Below are 16,587 nucleotides of genomic sequence, written 5' to 3'. Positions count from 1 at the left end.
GGCTCAGCGTTTCATTTGGCGGACATCACTATTGTTCTCCCTGCGACATCTCTTCGACCTGCTTTTGCATCTTCGATAAGTTGAACGAGCCTGGCGTCTGGCTCGGTGGGTAGTCCTTCATCGTCATCAGGAACTTGCCGACCATTTCGGTGATCGGCACGATGGCGTAAACATGATCGATCCACCAGTCGTTGTAGGTGTTGGAGTTGTGCTGAGCTTTCTCAAACGGATCGCGGCGCAGGTTGAAGATCAGTGGTGCACGAAGTTCGACGAAAGGTTCTCGCCAGAGAGTCATGGTTTCTTCGCGGTTTTCCATGAAGACCACCTTCCAGTCCTGGAAGCGAGCAGCGACGATCTCACCGATGTCATTCACGTAGATGAATTCCTTGCGCGCAGACTCTTTTGTTTTGCCAGTGAAGTAATCGAGCTGGTTGTAGCCATCGATATAGTTCTTGTAGGTACGACCGTTAAGCTCTACGCCTTTGAGCAGCTTTTCCTTGATATCCGGCGCGCCAGCGATGGCCGCGAGCGTCGGTAACCAATCCTCATGCGCAACGATGCCATTAAGCATAACCCCTGCTGGGAAATGACCTGGCCAGCGCACAAACATTGGCACCCGGTAGGCGCCTTCCCAGTTGGTGTTCTTTTCACTGCGAAAGGGCGTGGTGCCTGCATCAGGCCAGCTGTTGTAGTGCGGACCGTTATCCGTTGAATACTGGACAATGGTGTTGTCGGCGAGTCCGAGGTCGTCGATGACCTTGAGCAGTTCGCCCACTTGCATGTCGTGCTCAACCATGCCGTCGCTGTATTCATCCTGCCCGGAAATGCCGCGATGTTCGGCCTTCACATGAGTGCGGAAGTGCATGCGTGTGCCGTTCCACCACACGAAGAACGGCTTGCCGGCTTTGGCTTGAAGCGTAATGAATTCCTTGGCGGCGGCGACGGTTTCGTCATCGATGGTTTCCATGCGTTTCTTGGTGAGTGGGCCGGTATCCTCGATAGTCTGGCCACCCTTGCCGTCAGCGAAGCTATGGATCACACCGCGCGGTCCGTATTTCTTCAGGAACGCAGGGTCTTTCGGATAGTCCAGGTTCTCTGGTTCCTCTTGAGCGTTCAAGTGGTAGAGGTTGCCGAAGAACTCATCGAATCCATGCATCGTCGGAAAATGCTCGTCCAGGTCGCCCTGATGGTTCTTGCCAAACTGGCCAGTGGCGTAGCCCTGACTCTTGAGGATCGTGGCCATAGTGACGTCGGTCTTCTGCCAACCCTCCTTGGCGCCAGGCAAGCCGACCTTGGTCATACCGCTGCGAATGGGAACGGAGCCACCGATGAAGGCCGCACGTCCGGCGGTACAGCTTTGTTGGGCGTAATAGTCGGTGAAACCCAGGCCTTCCTTGGCGATGCGGTCGATGTTTGGCGTCTGGTAGCCCATCATCCCGCGATTGTTATAGCTGATGTTCTCGATGCCGATGTCGTCCCCCCAAATGACGAGGACATTGGGTTGACTGGATTGCGCAAAGGCTGTGAACGATGACAAAAAAATACTGGAGGCGGCGAGCAGCACTACGGTTCGTTTCATGGCTATTTCTCCTAAAGAGCAATTGCACTGAGTACGCTGATTTTTCGTAAATTGTTGCGGTGTAGAATGCGCGTAGTACCGTTGAGTCAATTTTATTTTTCGACATCGCCGGGTTGCCAGTACCCATAGATTTTTCTCAGCCAAGCCATGCAATAGCAGTAGGTAAAAGCAAAATCTGTGGTTGCAGATACTTTCCTCTATTGGCTAGAGGGCTCGCTTTTCCTGCTGGATCCGGGCAGCGTTTTTCAATCTCGCTTGAGTTTTCACGCTGCCGTTACAAACCGTGCTGATTTAAATCAACTAACCGGCTTATATGCTATTGGAGAAGGAGCGCCTGTAGGTCGTCGGCAGACGGTGACCTTGAAGTCGAGAGTCAGCTTTCTTTGAGATGTACTCGAACTAAGCACCGATGCGATTAAGAGGCTTCGTGCTTTGCGCTGTATGGGCGCTCTGAATGATCACAGCCAATAGCTGCCCTCCGCGAAAGGCCGCTATGGGTAGTTTTTTCCTGACGCGACCGGCTGCTATTGGCCGAGTGTTGCCTGTCACGAAGGGCTGGTTTCGACCCGAAGCGGTCAATGAGTTACCCGCGATAGCAGCACCGAATGGTTATCCAGTGGCAGGGTGAAGGCAGTTTCTCCCGCCGCGCCTGTATCCCATAAATGCGGGCCGTCTGTGTCTATCGGCACCATCGCCCGAATGATACGGTCTGCATTTATTGCATTTCGATGAGGCAACAATGGATCTCACTGCAATCCCATTTGGTACCACCGATTGGTCAACGATAGAGCCGGTGGCGCATGCCGGTCACACAGGCACAGCCTATTGGCGTACCTGCCAGTTTGGTTCAGCGCGTGTGCGGATGGTCGAATACAGCCCTGGATATCTGGCCGATCACTGGTGTTGGAGGGGGCACATCCTGCTGTGCCTGGAGGGTCAGTTGCATACAGAACTTGAAGATGGTCGTCAGTTTACACTGATGCCAGGCATGAGCTATCAGGTGGGTAATAATGCTGAGGGACATCGGTCATTCACCACGATCGGCGCAAAGTTGTTCATTGTGGATTAGTCGTGGTGGCGGCCTGTAAAACGCACCCACCCAGTCCGTTGGCAGCTGATACGTCCGCAATCTGGGGTCTGAAATATACCTGTGCGAATGACTGCTTCTGGCCGATATCAGATATTGGAGAGCGTCGGTCTTTAGCTGATTGTGATTTGTCACGGACGATTCCAAATGGGGTCTCAGTTTGTAGAAATGCTTCCTAGCGCTAATCCTCCAAATCTGGCGTAGTGTTCCCCGCGCGTAAAAGTAAGGTTATATACGGGCTCCAAAATCAACAAGGAGACATCGAGAGGTCACCTCATTGGACGAACTGGCAATACGACAACTCTCAACACTGCCTCCCGACATCCTGATACTTGAAGCGGAGGCCATTGCGGGCGGTTTCAGGTTTCTGACGCGCTTGGTTGCCGATTGGGAAAACGGTTCCAATCGATTTGATCAGCCGGGTGAATGCCTTTTGGGAGCGTTCTGCAACGGACAACTGATTGCCATCGGTGGTCTTTCATATGATCCCTATGCCGGACCGGACATCGGCAGGCTGCGCAGGGTTTACGTCGCGCGCGCATCAAGGGGGAAGAGTGTGGGCAGGGCGCTGGTGCAGCAGCTCCTTGAATATGCGGCTCAGCGATTCCGTGTCGTGCGCCTGACCACGGATACACCAGAGGGCGCCGCGTTTTACCTTCGCTGCGGGTTCCTGCCGGTACAAGATGATTTTGCGACTCATGAGAAGGCATTGGGCGATGCCACGCAATCAGGATGAAACAGCGCTTGTTTAACGGCTCCTACAGTTACCAGATGAAAGCTACGAAACCTTGCGCCGTTGCCTACGGTTACGCCAGAATCCGCCGGCTTGTGCGCTTGGGGACCCATCGGTAACTTGATTCGCGTCACTGCTCATCAGTGATCGGGTTTAGTCGCCTGGGGTGTATCAAAGCGCATTTGCGATCAGACAGTCAGGTCATTACAGACCTGCACTTCATGGTAGCTGTGCGCAGGGCGCCTTCGGGCGCGCCGGTTTGATACTCCCCCGGTCGACTAACCTGCGTACAGCTGCCACCCCTTGTTTAGTCGCAGGTTGGTGACGGCTCCATGTAATTGGGAGTTCAACCTATGATCAAACCTTCGCCTAATCCGCCGGAAAACGACCCGGCATCCCCACCCAAACACACCCTCAACACCGACTACGCCTCACCCGCCGACATCAAAGCCACCCCGCGCGCACCCAGCACCCTGTTTACCGTAAACCCGCAAACCTCCACCGAAACCTTAATGGTCTACCTCGTCGAAACCCTGGCCTCGGTCGACGTGATGGTTCATCAACTGGTCGATCATCTGGAAGGCGGCGACCGTAACGCGCTGCTGGGTATTTCCAACAGCATCATGTTGGCGGAGATCACGGCGAATCGCGTGCTGGATCAGATTGATCCGCCCTGAGAAATTATTCCGAGGACTCGTAAGCGTGGGTTCGCGAATAACGGTTCCGCTTACAGTCCTCGGCGATCAATCATCCGGACACTGGCAAACGTCGACTCGTTGCGTGCCTGGTCGAGTGCCGTCAGCGGCTCGGTCGATGACTGCTGCAGCGTCGCCAGCGTTACCGGCTTGCGATTTATTTCTGCGCCGGAACGCTCCTCGCTCGGCGGCACACCAAAGTACTCGCGATAGCATTTGGAGAAGTGTGGTGTCGACACGAAACCGCAGACAAACGCCAACTCAACCATCGACATGGATGTTTGCTTGAGTAGTTGTCGCGCTCGAACCAGCCGCAACCGCAGGTAGTAGCGTGACGGCGTGCAGTGCAGGTATTTGCGAAAGAGCCGCTCCAGCTGTCGGCGTGACAGATCGACGTATTCTGCAAGTTTATCCAGGTCGATCGGTTCTTCGAGATTGGCCTCCATCAGCGCGACGATCTCTTGCAGCTTGGGCTGATGAGTGCCGAGCACATGCTTGAGCGGAACGCGCTGATGGTCCTGTTCGTTGCGAATGCGCTCGTAGACATACATCTCGGAGATGGCGGCGGACAGTTCACGGCCATGATCGCGACTAATCAGGTGCAGCATCATGTCCAGCGGCGCGGTTCCCCCGGAGCTGGTGAAGCGGTTTCGGTCGAGGGTGAACAGGCTTGCGCTGATGCTGACGCGGGGGAAAGCTTCCTGCATGGCGGCCATGAATTCCCAATGCACGCTGCACTCGTAGCCGTCGAGCAACCCGGCTTTTGCGAGCGCCCAGCTGCCGGTGCACACACCGCCTAATCGTTTGGATTGCCGCGCCAGGGATTGCAGCCAGGTGATGTGCTCGCGGGTAATCACGCTCTGGATGCTAACGCCGCCGCACACGATGACCGTGTCTGCTACCGATGGGTTTTTCCATGAGGCATCCGGCGTGATCCGCACGCCGTCACTGGCCCAGACAGGCTCTCCATCGGGGCTGAACGTGTACCAGCGATACAGCGCCCGTCCCGATAATTGATTGGCCATGCGCAGCGGTTCTACGGCGGACGCCAGGGAGATCAGTGTGAATTTATCCAGCAACAGAAAACCAACGGATTGAGTCGTACCGTCGCGCACGGTGGAGTTCGATGACATCGGGGTCATGTCCTCACAAAAAGCGGTGACTGCCTGAGACACAGCAGCTAGTCATTCGCCCGCGCCTTGGCGCAGGGCGAATCAGGTTGGGCGCTGATACCTCCGTGGTTTTTACCCCACTGACGTCACGCTCGCAGCCTGCGCAGGGTGACGCGACGTCACGAGGCCAATAAAGGAAATCACCAGGGCCAATCCGATGGTTGTGCTCACTTCGGTTCGGTGTTCAGGGGTGATCATCATGACCGCCAGCGCTGCGCAGATGAACACGATCACCAGCCACGTTAGCCATGGAAACAGCCACATGCGAAAGGTCAATTCGATGTTCTGCCGGCGAAATATCCGGCGCATGCGCAGTTGCGACACGGCGATGGCCAGGTACACGAGCAAGGCAATCGCACCGGAACTGGCCAGCAGGAACTCAAAGAGCCCGGCGGGCATGAAGTAGCTCCATACGGTGATCGCCGCACCCAGCACGGTGCTGGCGATGACGGCCGCCCGCGGCACACCTTCCGAGGACGTTACCTTCAGTGCTTTCGGCGCATCGCCACGCCGGCCCAGCGAGTACAGCATGCGTGAGGCGATGTAGATCGAGGAGTTCATGCAACTGGCCACGGCAATCAGGACGACGACGTCCACCATGAACTTGGCATGGGGAATGTTCATGATTTCCAGGGCGCGCTGATAGGAACCTACCGAGGCCAGCAACGGATCGTTCCAGGGCACCACGGAGATGACCACGAAAATCGACAGCAGGTAGAACACCCCGATGCGCCAGATCACCGAACGCGTGGCCTTCGCGATGTTCTGCGCCGGGTTATTGGATTCGGCGGCGGCGATGGTGACCGCTTCGGTCCCGATGAAGCTGAACATGATGGTGATGAAGGCGCCGACTACCGCTGACAGGCCGTTGGGTGCAAACCCGCCGTGCTCGGCCATCAGGCCGCTCAGTCCGCTGACTTCACGGTCGGGCACCCAGCCCATCAATACGGCAAACCCCACACCGATAAAACCGATGATCGCTACGACCTTGGCCATGGCGAACCAGAACTCGAACTCGCCATATTTGGACACGCTGAAGAGGTTGGTCACCACCAGGGCAACAATCGACACCAACGCGAACAGCCAGGCATCGATCTGCGGAAACCATTGGTTGAGCACATGGCCGGCCGCCAGCGCTTCGATCGGAATCACCAACACCCAGAACCACCAGTAGAGCCAACCAATGGTAAAGCCGGCCCAGCGCCCGATGGCCTGGTCGGCATAGGTGGAGAACGAGCCCGTGTCCGGATGGGCGACCGCCATTTCACCGAGCATGCGCATGACCAGAACGACGAGCAAACCTGAGAACAGATAGGCCAGGAGAACCGCTGGGCCCGCCGCCGCAATGGCATGCCCTGAGCCTACGAACAAACCGGCGCCGATAATCCCGGCGATTGACAGCATGGTGACGTGACGAGGCTTGAAGCCCTGCGCCAATTGGCCACTCGAATCCTTGGAGCTCGGGCTAATCATTGGTTTTATTCTCTGCTGATCGACAGTTAAGCGGATTGATCGGGGCAACAGACCCTCATTGCCACCTGCCAGGCTTCCTCAACGAAGCACCGATCAAACGCTGCAGTTCTTATAAAACCCATCATCGCGAAGCGGGGCATTTCGATGAAAAGGTGCGCCACCTTACCCGGCTTGTCCGATGAATCAGTAGCCTGATCACGCCACCACCGTGTCTGATATCGACACAGGATTACATTCTGTTTACATAGAAAACCGGACAGTCACCGAGTGGCCAAAGGTGATTGTCTGGCTCGTTGTTGGGGGGATGCAAAGCCTCAAATTGAACGCTGATTGACCCGATCCATCAGTTGCTCGGCGGTTTCCTTACGCTCGGAATAGCGATCCGTCAGAAACCCCTGGCGGTCGCGCAGCAGTACCGTGAACTTCACCAGCTCTTCCATCACGTCGACGACGCGGTCGTAAAACGGCGACGGTTTCATCCGTCCGGCTTCATCGAACTCCAGGTAGGCTTTTGGCACCGAGGATTGATTAGGGATGGTGAACATGCGCATCCAGCGTCCCAGCACGCGCAGTTGATTGACCACGTTGAACGACTGGGAACCGCCGCAAACCTGCATCACCGCCAGCGTTTTGCCCTGGGTCGGGCGAACCGCGCCGAGTTCCAGCGGCACCCAGTCGATCTGCGCCTTGAACACGGCCGACATCGCACCATGGCGCTCTGGTGAACACCAGACCTGACCTTCTGACCACATCACCAGATCACGCAGTTCCTGCACCTTGGGGTGATCCACAGGGACCTCGTCGGGCAGTGGCAGTCCGCAAGGATTGAAGACGCGGGTTTCTGCGCCGAAATGCTCCAGCAGACGCGCGGCTTCTTCGACCAGCAGGCGACTGAACGAGCGTTCTCGGGTCGACCCGTAGAGCAACAGGATGCGCGGTTTGTGACCGTCCGGGCGCACTGCGGCCTGTGTGTTATCGAACAGGGAGAGATCAAGGTGGGGCAGTTGCTCTGACATCGTATTTTTCCTGCTTAGAGAGCGCCGATGCGATCCAGCTCGTGCTTGAGCTCATCGCGGCTGAGGCTGTTAAAGGGGAGGGCGAGCAATGCGTTGCAGCGACGTTCGATGTGCGTCAGCGTGGTGCGAAACGCAGCGTCAACCACGGCTTCGTCGCCCGTCACGTCGGAGGGATCTTCCAGCCCCCAATGGGCTTTCAGTGCCGGGCCGAAATACACCGGGCAGGTTTCGCCGGCCGCCTTGTCGCACACGGTAATGACGATGTCCGGCAGGTTGTCCTCGAACGCGTCATTGCCTTTGCTGCTCAAACCCTCGATCGAAATGCCGGCTTGTTGCAGTGTGGTCAGGCTACGCGGCATCACGTGCCCTTTGGGGAAGCTGCCGGAACTCACCGCTTCGAATCCCGGCGGTGCCAGGTGATTGAACAGGGCTTCTGAAAGGATGCTACGGCAGCTATTGGCCGTGCACATGAACAGGACTCGCATGGGGTGCTCCTTGGCTTTTGCGCCGAGAGGGGGGGGCAACAGAAAATCAGCAGCAGGCCACTTCGCGGACAGGCCGCGCGTCCATGGACTGCAGACGTGCAGCGTTGTGTTGCAGCCAGTCGGCGTTGGCCAGCAACGTCACCTGCAGGATGTCGTGCACCCAGGCGGGCAGTTGTGGATTGAGCCGGTAATAGACCCACTGTCCCTGGCGGCGGTCCAGCAGCAGCCCACTGTTGCGCAACTGGGCAAGGTGGCGGCTGATCTTCGGTTGGCTGTCGTCGAGGGCACACATCAGTTCGCAGACGCACAGCTCTCCCTGGTGGGCGATCAGCAAGGTGGCGCGGGCGCGGGTCTCGTCAGCCAGGCATTTGAAGACTTCTGGAGGGGTGAACATGCCGGGTACCTATTGCATATGGATAGGCGAATATATGGATATCCATATATTTAAAGCAAGATTTTTCCGACCAGAGTCCTGTTGGGCTGACTGACATTACGCCTTCGCAAAACAGCTCTGGGCGATGTGGATATTCAGACAATCCGCGGTATCGTTGACGTCCATCGCGGGCAAGCCCGCTCCCACAGGGGAGGGTTAATGTCGGTGAACATTCAAGGAGAGATTCATGGCATCAGGGCAATGTCTTTGTGGCGCTGTACGTTTTTCGCTGAAGGTTGAACCACGATTTTTCTATCGTTGCCATTGCTCCCTGTGCCGCAAGCAAACGGGTGTCGGCCACAATCTCGCCACACTGATCAGGGCGAGGGATTTTCGATGGGAAGCAGGGCAGGGCGTGATCAGCAGTTGGCAAAAAACCAGCGGCTACCGAAATGACTTTTGCTCGCAATGCGGCTCGACCGTGCCGAATGTGCTTCGCCAGTCGCCGTATTTCTGGATACCGCTCGGGCTGCTCGATGACGCGTTGAACATCGAATGCATTGGCGATTTTTGCACCGACGATGCGATGCCCTGGGATGGACTGCGCTCTGAAAAAGGTGACTGCGCCGCGGTGGAGTCGCTTGAATTTTTGCTGCATGAGCTGCAAGTCGACCCTTAACAGACACAGGGTTGTTCCGAAGACGGCATGAAAAAACAAAAGAGGAATCGGCGTGTTGCGCGATTCCTCTTTTGTTTAAGCCATGACGATGATCAGGCTTGCGCCGCGCTCATCCCGGCAGCGGTCGTGGATTTTTTGCGCACCGTTTGATACAGCAGGCTGGACACCATGAACCCCACCATGGCCAGCAGGCTCATCAGGGTGAAGACATAGTTGTAACCCTGCTCACCGGGGAAGTGGTCGAGGATCGAGCCATAGATGACGTAGGCAAACATGCCCGGTGCATAGCCGATCAGGCAACCGATGCCGAAGGCCGAACCGGTGATGTGCTGAGGAATGCCGACTTCACCCATGGGCGCCCAAAACACGCCGCGCATGGAGAACACGATCAGCGCGAAAGACAGGGTGGCAGCCATGCCGGCATAGATGAATCCCGGGCTTTTCGGGATCAACATGATGATGCCCATCAATGGCAGCAGCGCCAGGAAGGCCCACTTCAGGTAGCGGCTGGTGCTCTTGAACTGCTTGTCGGCTATGAAACCGCCGGCAGGCCCGCCGAGGATTTTCAGGAAGTACTGGTTGATGATGCCGTAGGCACCCACCAATGCCACGGGCAACCCGTACATTTCCTTGAGGTAGGGGATGAAATAGGTCAGGCCGCAATAGACGATGTAGACCATGAAGACGTTGAGGCTGACCAGCCAGATGCCCGGCACCTTGATCGCTTCCATCAGGTTTGCCAGCCCGTTCTTTGGCTTGCTCACCGACTGTGCGTTGCCGCCCTTGAGCAGGAACCAGGTCAGGGTGCCGGCCGAAATATCGATGACCGAGTAGAACAGGATTGCCGACTTCAGGCCGGCTTCGCCAGAGCCCATGGCGACGAACACGCCCAGGGCGGAAAAGGCCACCAGGGTATCCACCACGCCACGCCCGCCTTCGAGCAGACCGAACAAGCGGCCTTGCTCCTGATCGTCACCCAGGTTACGGACGGCTTTGAGTAGCGATGGCCAGAACAGGCAATCGGCACACACGGCCAGCAGACCGAACACGATCAGCAGGTTGCTGAAGGGTGGAAAGGTGGCCAGGTACAAGCCCAGGCCGCCGGTGCCGATCAGGCCGAGCGGGATCATTTTACGCGTGTCATAGCGGTCAGCGAGCATCCCGCCCAGTACAAACAACGCGGTGGCGATGATCGCGTTGGCACTGAGCAGCACGCCGATTTCCGTATGGCTCAGGCCCATGAATTCCTGCATGGGCACATAGAACGCGTCCTTGAGGTTCGCCAGTTTGTAGATGGTGCCGCCACCGAGGATGAGGATCAGGAATCTGAACCATTTGGCCTTGTTTTGGGTTGTCATTATTGTTCTCCGGGCGTTATCAGGTCGTCGGGATCAGGCGTTGGATGAGCTGGCCAGGGTCAGTTCGGCCAAGGTGCGCAATTCGGCCAGGACACTGCGGACATAGGCGACCTGGTTGTTCGCCCAACGGTGTTCATCAGCCAGCATTCGCTCAAGCGAGAAGCCTTCCGGCAGCGGTGTATCGCTCATTTCCCGGTAGGCAATAAAGGGGTCGGCTGCCTCCTGGCTTTGACGGAAAGCCGGGGCCACGTAGTGGTTTTCCTGCTCGAGAATGAAGGCGATGACCTGGGGAGAAGACTCGCCCAGCATCAACAATTCGAACAGCAGGCGGGCGCCGGGAAGGTCGTCTTCGTCGCTGCCCTGCAACACACCGTAATGGCCGAAACCGTTTTGTTCCGGGACGATGCGTACGCCTTTGAGGTGCGTCTGGCGGATGTGCGGGGCCAGGTTGCGCAGGGCTTGCAGGGGCTGTTCGCAGGCGTTGATCATGTTGCCGAAGTCGAACAGGGCGTGCAGGCGTGGGTGATTCACACGGTTGAGCAACTGCGCGATTTCGCCGCTCTTGAGTTCTTCATGCTGCTCGAAGTCGAAGTAAAGATCGTGCTGGTCGGCTTGTTGCGCGAGGTAGTGCAGGTCGGTCTCGATCACGTCCATCACCTGCGACAGCGTGCCCTCGTAACGGGGGTAGACACGGATGTTGCGCACTCCCAGGGTCAAGGCAATGGCGACGACCTGATCGACATCCTTTTTCAGCGTGCTGCTGATTTCCAGGTGCACATCCAGCTCCAGCGCCCGCGCCTTGGCGGCAAACGCCAGCAGTTGGGCGGGTGACATTTGGCTCAGGCTGTTTTCCTCGCCATCGAGCAAGTGCAGGCTCAGGCCTTGCAGTTCGTGGCGGTAGGCGAAGTCCAGCAGGTCGGCCGGGGTGACACGACCGTGGGTGAGGTTGGTCAGTAGCGGGTAGGCGTGGGCAAACAGGCGTAATTGCCCGAGACGCTCCAGCAGCCGCCGGGCCAGTGCGTCAGTCAGCACGGGAACGTCCCCGTGTTCGACCACGTTATGGCTGAGCAAAGCGTTGAATCGTTCCTGGATCTTATTGTTCATTAGAGTCGTTCCTGGTTCAGACACCGGGTCTACCGGCGCACTCTTTATCGCGCCAGTCAGGAACTCTCGATAGATCCATTATCAGCTAATTGTTATGACCACTTTGCCTCGCATCAGGAGGTCGTTGGCAGATAACCCAGGGTGTCCAAGGCCGATGCCAGCGCTTCGACACGCTCCCTGGCCTGGTTTTCAGGCGTGCCGGCAAACCCGATCAGCAGGGCCGGCGGCAGGACATGCTTGATGCGGTAATCGCTCAAGGCGTAGGTGTGGATGTTGTGCAAAGACAATTGCCGGGCGATATCAGTGTCATTGAGTTCGGGAGGCAGCCAGGCGATCAGGTGCATGCCGGCGTCCGTCCGGGTGATCCGGAAGAAGTGGCCGAGCTGCTTTTCAAGCTGTTCGATCAGCGCGTGTTGGCGTGCCTTGTACAACGCCCGCATGCGGCGGATGTGTCCCAGAAAATGGCCTTCGTCCATGAAGTCCGCCGTGGTCGCTTGCAGCAGTGTCGGCGGACTGCGATCCATGACCGCACGCAACGTGCAGAAGGGGTCGACCAGGGCTTGCGGCAGAATCACATAACCCAGCCTCAATGACGGGAAGAGCACTTTGCTGAACGTGCCGACGTAGATCACCCGGGCCATCTGGTCCATGGCGTAGAGCGCCGGGAGGAGGCGGCCCGCGTAGCGAAATTCACTGTCGCAATCGTCCTCGATGATCCAGCTCTGATGCTGCGCGGCCCAGTCGATGAGGGCCTGGCGCCGCGCAGAACTGAGGGTGACGCCCAATGGATGCTGGCGCGACGGCGTACAAAACACCAGCCGTGCATCAGGGCATTCGCTGAGCCCTTGCTGGACATCTATCCCTTGTTCATCAATACGCAACGGCACGATCCGAGCGCCCTGGGCCTGCAGTGCGATGCGCGCGGCAATGTGCCCCGGGTCTTCCATCCACACGCTGTCCTGCGGATTGAGCAACAGCATCGCCAGCAGGTTGAACGCCTGTTGCGCACCGGAAACGATCACCACTTGCCCGGCACTGCATTCGATACCCCGCGCATCGAAGACGTATTCGGCAATCGCCGAGCGAAACGCCTGCAAGCCCTGCAACTCGCCATAACCCAGAATGGCCTTGGTGGGCTTAAGCAGATGCCGGTTCATCAGGCGCCGCCAGATCGCTTGCGGGAAGGCGTCATAGGAGCAGTGACTGGGCAGAAAGGAGGTCGGGGTGGAGGGGTCCCAGTCGGCATAGGACACGCCCCGGAAATGATCGCTGCGCAATGACAGCATCGACTGGCTCAGGTCGGACAGGCGCGGTGGCGGACGCTGTTGTTCGCTCTCGGTACCCCGGCTTTCCCAGTCAGTGCCGACGTAGGTTCCGGCGCCCGTGCGCGAGGCCAGGAAACCTTCGGCTATCAGCTGATCGAACGCATTGAGAATGGTGATCCGCGACAACCCCAACTCGTTGCTCAAGGTTCGGGTCGAGGGCAGGCGTACACCGCCCTGGATTCTGCCGTTGAGTATCTGTTTGCGAATCTGCAGATACAGTTGGCGATACAAGGGGATGGCGCTGGCACGATCCAGCTCGATGGCCGACAGCAATAAACCTGCGGGGGATTTCATGACATGCTCGTCTGGGTGAAGTGGGCGACGGGAGGAGGTCAGGGTATCGGGCTGGACCTGGCAAGTCATCTGGCCTGACTACCGCCTGCATGAAATCTCCGCTCCGCCAGGAGCATTAGAGTCCATCGCTTGCAAATCGAGCGCCGACTGATTTTCCCCGAAGGTGGAACGTATGTGCGGCTGTTGCCAACCGCCATCCGCGCCTTGATGCTCACCTATGATCTTCAAACGATGCTACCGACAAACAGGGGTTGTCAAAAAACACAACTAGAGTAGCATCGGCCCATAGACAAGGAAGCCCATGGACATACTCACGCCATCGCGTTTTGACGACGCGGCGATCTTATACCCGAACGAAAGGGCTGGCCTTGAACGTTGCCGGCGATTGTTGAAGATGGCCCGCCCGACATCGTTCCCGGACTTGCAAAAGCTGTTCGGCTTGCACGGTATTGACTTGTTCAAGCCGAGAGCTACGGCCAATTGGGTGGTGATCGACGTAGGCGGCAATAATTTGCGGGTGATAGGTGGCGTCAACTATTTCCGGCAGAAGTTCTACGTCAAACACATTTACACGCACGCCGATTACGACGCCGCCAACGTTTGGTATGCAAGCAATAAAGGGATGAAACGATGAGCGCAGGCCGCCCTGATATACAAACAATGATTGCCACGCTTGGCGAGTTGACCGCGGTGCTGGAGCGCCTGCGCGGTGAGTTCGTGCACGGCATCAAGACCCCCGCCGACTTTGAGCGCGCGACCGACCTGCTCGATGAACTCAACGACGGGCGCGAACTGAGCAAGGTGGAGGAGAAAATCCTCGTGGAGCTCGAGGACGAAATGCTCGCCTATCAGCGCGACTCCGAACAGTTTCGCGAATCGAGTGCTGCGTTTGAATCGACGTGTACGCCGGTGCAACTGATCAGGGATCTGATGGAGACACTTGGGCTCACCGGTTCTGACCTCCCTGAAATCGGGGATAAAACAGCGGTATCCAAGGTGCTGAACGGCGATCGGCCCATCAGTCACAAGATGGCTTATGCCCTGGCCCAACGATTTGCAATGGAGCCGGGCGCTTTCGTGTCCCCGGCGCCGACCGAGGCGGCTCACATCCAAACCGCTCGCTCCTCAGTCAAGAAGACCCCTGCCAGTTACCGCGTTCGCAGCAGCCCTGCGCTCGCAAGCTCAGCGAAAGAGACCGGTACCGATGAATACCAGGAGGTCGTTGCAAAGGGGCGTAAAAAGACCGTTAAGACCCGGTCCAAGGGATAGGTTTGGCGCTCGCTTGTCTGGAAGGCGTCGAGGCCGCGCGCAGTGCGATTGATGACGTTGCTCACGTGGGGGAGAAGGAAGTTTAAACAGCGCGCGCGATCTCGAATATTTCACCTTACCTTTAGGTGTACTACTTGATGAACGCCCTCAAATCACTGGTCAGCTTACCGATCGCTACCTTGAAGTCATTGGCTGTGATTTTCTGGCTGTCGTTTTCCAAGGTGGTGCCGAAGACCTTGCGTACCACTTTTGCCACCGTCTGGTTGTTGCTTGCGTCGATGAGCTCGGCCTCAATGAACAGCGTGGTGTCCTGATCACGATGTCCCGTAATGGCGGTCACACCGCCCACCACGGCCGCCACCGGAACCACTTCATACCACTTCATGCCCTCGTTCTCGGCGTTTACCCCGGTAATCGCTGCTCGCAGAATCAAGGTCTTCGACGCGGTGGCGGAGGCAGGATTCGTCACCACGCGATACTTCTGCCCGAGCACGCCCTTGGCCTGACTGGTCATGTAATTCTGCAAATCATCCAGCGTCTGACGGTTGACGCGCTCATTCGGCTGCGGCGCCGGGTACAGTTCCAGCTTGTTGAAAACCACCGTGTCATACGCGTTCGGATTCCACGAAGGGCTCACCCAGCGCATGGCCTTTTCGCCGCTGGTGGTGGTCACTTCTTCAAGGTTGTTGTAGTTGGGCAGGAAGCCGGAGTACTGCTGACGCTCCGTGACTTTCGAGGTGCAACCGCTGAGCAGGAGGCTGGTCAGGGCGACGCCGATGAACAGTTTTCGTGACAAGGTCATGGTGTTTGCTCCAAGGGTTTAAGCCGTCATTTCGTTCGGGACAGGCCCAGCCCCGGACCACCGGTGAACTAGAGTCCCCCGCAAAAGAGCGTAGGTATGAACGGCGGAAAATCCAGTGATCACCTGCAGAAAAAGTGCAGAAATCGCTTGGAGCATCGCAGGCGCCGCCGCTGCTATCGGTCAAGCCAATAGCAGGACGTTCATTGTGCAAAGCCGGTTTTGCCGATGCGCTTGAGCATGTCGTTGTACATCTTGCTGCGGCGGTGGGTGGTGTTGTAGCCACCGGCGGCAGCGACTGTGCCGGCCTGGATGTGGTCCAGGTACTTGAATATCGTTCCGGGCGAGAGGAATTCGACGCGGTATCCCATCTCGACCATGCGGTCTTGCAGCGTGTAACCGGGCACACGATCATCGAGCTGGAAATGCAGTTCATGCTGCTTCATCAGCCCGCTGTTCCACAGGGTGCAAAAACTCTTCAGGTGGACTTCACGCCAGGGCTTCGGGTCTTTGGAGCGCAGCCCCAAGGTTTGTTTCAGGCGTCGGAAATGGTGCTTGAACAGCCGCGAGGCATAACGCCAGGAAGACCTGAACATCCCGCGATCCAGTTGCTCGACACAGCCTACGGCCGCTACCTGCGGATCGTTGATGCATTTGCTCAACATCATGTCGAACACCGATTCATCGTAGATGAAGGTATCGGTGTGCAGCAGGAACAGGTAGTCGGTCGAGACGCGCGCCAGCGCCATGTCGAGCGCTCTGCCGTGCGCCATGTGACCCGCTTCCTTGCCGGCTGGCTTGCGTTCGATCAGGTTGATCCAGTTCAGCGAGCGCAGGTATTCAACGCTCTCATCCGCAGAGTCGTTATCAACGACCCAGACCGGGATGTTTCTGTGACCGACGTGTTTGTGTAAAAGCTCGAGGCAGGCTTTGGTGATGTCGAGTGTTTTGTAATTGACCAGAACAATGCTGAAAGGTGGATTCGTATTGTTTGAAAGGTGGTTCATAACCTGAATGCCCAGTTGTTTGCACGTGTTTGTGCAGCGATGTGCCTGGGCGCGAGAGTAGGGAGACGACCTTAAACGAAACTTAATATCGCCAGGTTCGGGGAGATTCGAAGCGTTTAACGCAGCGGTAATATGTAAC

General features: G+C 57.4%; 17 protein-coding genes. 6 read left to right on the top strand and 11 right to left on the bottom strand.

The features are described 5' to 3' along the window. Positions 1-28: 28 nt before the first annotated feature. A complete protein-coding gene (locus H7698_RS28205) occupies positions 29-1,579 on the bottom strand; it encodes an arylsulfatase (protein ID WP_194693587.1) in 1,551 nt (516 codons plus the stop codon). Between the two features lie 739 nt (positions 1,580-2,318). On the opposite strand from H7698_RS28205, the gene H7698_RS28200 reads away from it, so the two are divergent. From H7698_RS28200 to H7698_RS28190, 3 genes are all read left to right on the top strand, one after another. Next, positions 2,319-2,648: a DHCW motif cupin fold protein gene (locus tag H7698_RS28200; protein WP_194693586.1), complete on the top strand. Its 330-nt coding sequence runs from the start codon at positions 2,319-2,321 to the stop codon at positions 2,646-2,648. Between the two features lie 295 nt (positions 2,649-2,943). Next, positions 2,944-3,402, top strand: coding sequence for a GNAT family N-acetyltransferase (locus H7698_RS28195; protein ID WP_208525884.1), 459 nt, complete (start codon positions 2,944-2,946; stop codon positions 3,400-3,402). Between the two features lie 350 nt (positions 3,403-3,752). Continuing rightward, the gene (locus H7698_RS28190) at positions 3,753-4,076 is read left to right on the top strand and encodes a DUF6124 family protein (protein WP_194693585.1); all 324 of its coding nucleotides are present in this window, start codon (positions 3,753-3,755) and stop codon (positions 4,074-4,076) included. Positions 4,077-4,126: 50 nt separating this feature from the next. Here H7698_RS28190 and H7698_RS28185 read toward each other — a convergent pair whose 3' ends face one another. The 5 genes from H7698_RS28185 to H7698_RS28165 form a co-directional block, all read right to left on the bottom strand. Continuing rightward, the gene (locus H7698_RS28185) at positions 4,127-5,227 is read right to left on the bottom strand and encodes a GlxA family transcriptional regulator (protein ID WP_442966337.1); all 1,101 of its coding nucleotides are present in this window, start codon (positions 5,225-5,227) and stop codon (positions 4,127-4,129) included. A gap of 111 nt (positions 5,228-5,338) precedes the next feature. Then, positions 5,339-6,739 (bottom strand): GABA permease, encoded by a 1,401-nt coding sequence (gabP, locus tag H7698_RS28180; protein WP_162438804.1) that lies wholly within the window; start codon positions 6,737-6,739, stop codon positions 5,339-5,341. Between the two features lie 314 nt (positions 6,740-7,053). Then, positions 7,054-7,755 carry an arsenical resistance protein ArsH gene (arsH, locus tag H7698_RS28175; protein WP_194693583.1) on the bottom strand — a complete coding sequence of 234 codons (702 nt, stop codon included), beginning with the start codon at positions 7,753-7,755 and terminating at the stop codon, positions 7,054-7,056. Between the two features lie 14 nt (positions 7,756-7,769). Continuing rightward, the gene (locus H7698_RS28170) at positions 7,770-8,240 is read right to left on the bottom strand and encodes an arsenate reductase ArsC (protein ID WP_194693582.1); all 471 of its coding nucleotides are present in this window, start codon (positions 8,238-8,240) and stop codon (positions 7,770-7,772) included. A gap of 46 nt (positions 8,241-8,286) precedes the next feature. Next, a complete protein-coding gene (locus H7698_RS28165; RefSeq protein WP_194693581.1) occupies positions 8,287-8,634 on the bottom strand; it encodes a metalloregulator ArsR/SmtB family transcription factor in 348 nt (115 codons plus the stop codon). Positions 8,635-8,860: 226 nt separating this feature from the next. Here H7698_RS28165 and H7698_RS28160 point away from each other — a divergent pair, with 226 nt between their 5' ends. Beyond that, positions 8,861-9,292: a GFA family protein gene (locus H7698_RS28160; protein WP_194693580.1), complete on the top strand. Its 432-nt coding sequence runs from the start codon at positions 8,861-8,863 to the stop codon at positions 9,290-9,292. A 92-nt stretch (positions 9,293-9,384) separates the two neighbouring features. On the opposite strand, the gene H7698_RS28155 is transcribed toward H7698_RS28160, so the two are convergent. From H7698_RS28155 to pdxR, 3 genes are all read right to left on the bottom strand, one after another. Then, positions 9,385-10,650 (bottom strand): MFS transporter, encoded by a 1,266-nt coding sequence (locus tag H7698_RS28155; RefSeq protein ID WP_194693579.1) that lies wholly within the window; start codon positions 10,648-10,650, stop codon positions 9,385-9,387. Positions 10,651-10,683: 33 nt separating this feature from the next. After that, entirely contained in the window at positions 10,684-11,754 is a 1,071-nt protein-coding gene (locus tag H7698_RS28150) for a sugar phosphate isomerase/epimerase family protein (protein WP_194693578.1), read from the bottom strand. Between the two features lie 113 nt (positions 11,755-11,867). After that, positions 11,868-13,373 carry a MocR-like pyridoxine biosynthesis transcription factor PdxR gene (gene pdxR, locus H7698_RS28145; protein WP_194693577.1) on the bottom strand — a complete coding sequence of 502 codons (1,506 nt, stop codon included), beginning with the start codon at positions 13,371-13,373 and terminating at the stop codon, positions 11,868-11,870. Between the two features lie 301 nt (positions 13,374-13,674). On the opposite strand from pdxR, the gene H7698_RS28140 reads away from it, so the two are divergent. Both H7698_RS28140 and H7698_RS28135 read left to right on the top strand, forming a co-directional pair. Beyond that, entirely contained in the window at positions 13,675-14,007 is a 333-nt protein-coding gene (locus tag H7698_RS28140) for a type II toxin-antitoxin system HigB family toxin (RefSeq protein ID WP_194693576.1), read from the top strand. Further along, positions 14,004-14,642: a helix-turn-helix domain-containing protein gene (locus H7698_RS28135; protein ID WP_194693575.1), complete on the top strand. Its 639-nt coding sequence runs from the start codon at positions 14,004-14,006 to the stop codon at positions 14,640-14,642. The genes H7698_RS28140 and H7698_RS28135 overlap by 4 nt, the downstream gene beginning before the upstream one ends. A 130-nt stretch (positions 14,643-14,772) precedes the next feature. On the opposite strand, the gene H7698_RS28130 is transcribed toward H7698_RS28135, so the two are convergent. Continuing rightward, positions 14,773-15,444 carry a DUF3313 domain-containing protein gene (locus H7698_RS28130; RefSeq protein WP_162438814.1) on the bottom strand — a complete coding sequence of 224 codons (672 nt, stop codon included), beginning with the start codon at positions 15,442-15,444 and terminating at the stop codon, positions 14,773-14,775. A gap of 200 nt (positions 15,445-15,644) precedes the next feature. After that, on the bottom strand, positions 15,645-16,448 hold the full coding sequence (locus H7698_RS28125) for a glycosyltransferase (protein ID WP_194693574.1): 804 nt from the start codon (positions 16,446-16,448) through the stop codon (positions 15,645-15,647). Positions 16,449-16,587: the final 139 nt, after the last annotated feature.

The organism is Pseudomonas sp. p50(2008) (assembly GCF_015351605.1).
In the GTDB taxonomy this organism is placed as follows: Bacteria; Pseudomonadota; Gammaproteobacteria; order Pseudomonadales; family Pseudomonadaceae; genus Aquipseudomonas.
The sequence above is the reverse complement of the archived record's forward strand: the minus strand, read 5'-3'. Positions and strand labels throughout refer to the sequence as shown.

Coding starts and splice junctions, on each gene's coding strand:
- H7698_RS28205 (WP_194693587.1), bottom strand. CDS start 1,579: ATGAAACGAACCGTAGTGCTGCTCGCCGCCTCCAGTATTTTTTTGTCA.
- H7698_RS28200 (WP_194693586.1), top strand. CDS start 2,319: ATGGATCTCACTGCAATCCCATTTGGTACCACCGATTGGTCAACGATA.
- H7698_RS28190 (WP_194693585.1), top strand. CDS start 3,753: ATGATCAAACCTTCGCCTAATCCGCCGGAAAACGACCCGGCATCCCCA.
- H7698_RS28185 (WP_442966337.1), bottom strand. CDS start 5,227: ATGTCATCGAACTCCACCGTGCGCGACGGTACGACTCAATCCGTTGGT.
- gabP (WP_162438804.1), bottom strand. CDS start 6,739: ATGATTAGCCCGAGCTCCAAGGATTCGAGTGGCCAATTGGCGCAGGGC.
- arsH (WP_194693583.1), bottom strand. CDS start 7,755: ATGTCAGAGCAACTGCCCCACCTTGATCTCTCCCTGTTCGATAACACA.
- H7698_RS28170 (WP_194693582.1), bottom strand. CDS start 8,240: ATGCGAGTCCTGTTCATGTGCACGGCCAATAGCTGCCGTAGCATCCTT.
- H7698_RS28165 (WP_194693581.1), bottom strand. CDS start 8,634: ATGTTCACCCCTCCAGAAGTCTTCAAATGCCTGGCTGACGAGACCCGC.
- H7698_RS28160 (WP_194693580.1), top strand. CDS start 8,861: ATGGCATCAGGGCAATGTCTTTGTGGCGCTGTACGTTTTTCGCTGAAG.
- H7698_RS28155 (WP_194693579.1), bottom strand. CDS start 10,650: ATGACAACCCAAAACAAGGCCAAATGGTTCAGATTCCTGATCCTCATC.
- H7698_RS28150 (WP_194693578.1), bottom strand. CDS start 11,754: ATGAACAATAAGATCCAGGAACGATTCAACGCTTTGCTCAGCCATAAC.
- pdxR (WP_194693577.1), bottom strand. CDS start 13,373: ATGAAATCCCCCGCAGGTTTATTGCTGTCGGCCATCGAGCTGGATCGT.
- H7698_RS28140 (WP_194693576.1), top strand. CDS start 13,675: ATGGACATACTCACGCCATCGCGTTTTGACGACGCGGCGATCTTATAC.
- H7698_RS28135 (WP_194693575.1), top strand. CDS start 14,004: ATGAGCGCAGGCCGCCCTGATATACAAACAATGATTGCCACGCTTGGC.
- H7698_RS28130 (WP_162438814.1), bottom strand. CDS start 15,444: ATGACCTTGTCACGAAAACTGTTCATCGGCGTCGCCCTGACCAGCCTC.
- H7698_RS28125 (WP_194693574.1), bottom strand. CDS start 16,448: ATGAACCACCTTTCAAACAATACGAATCCACCTTTCAGCATTGTTCTG.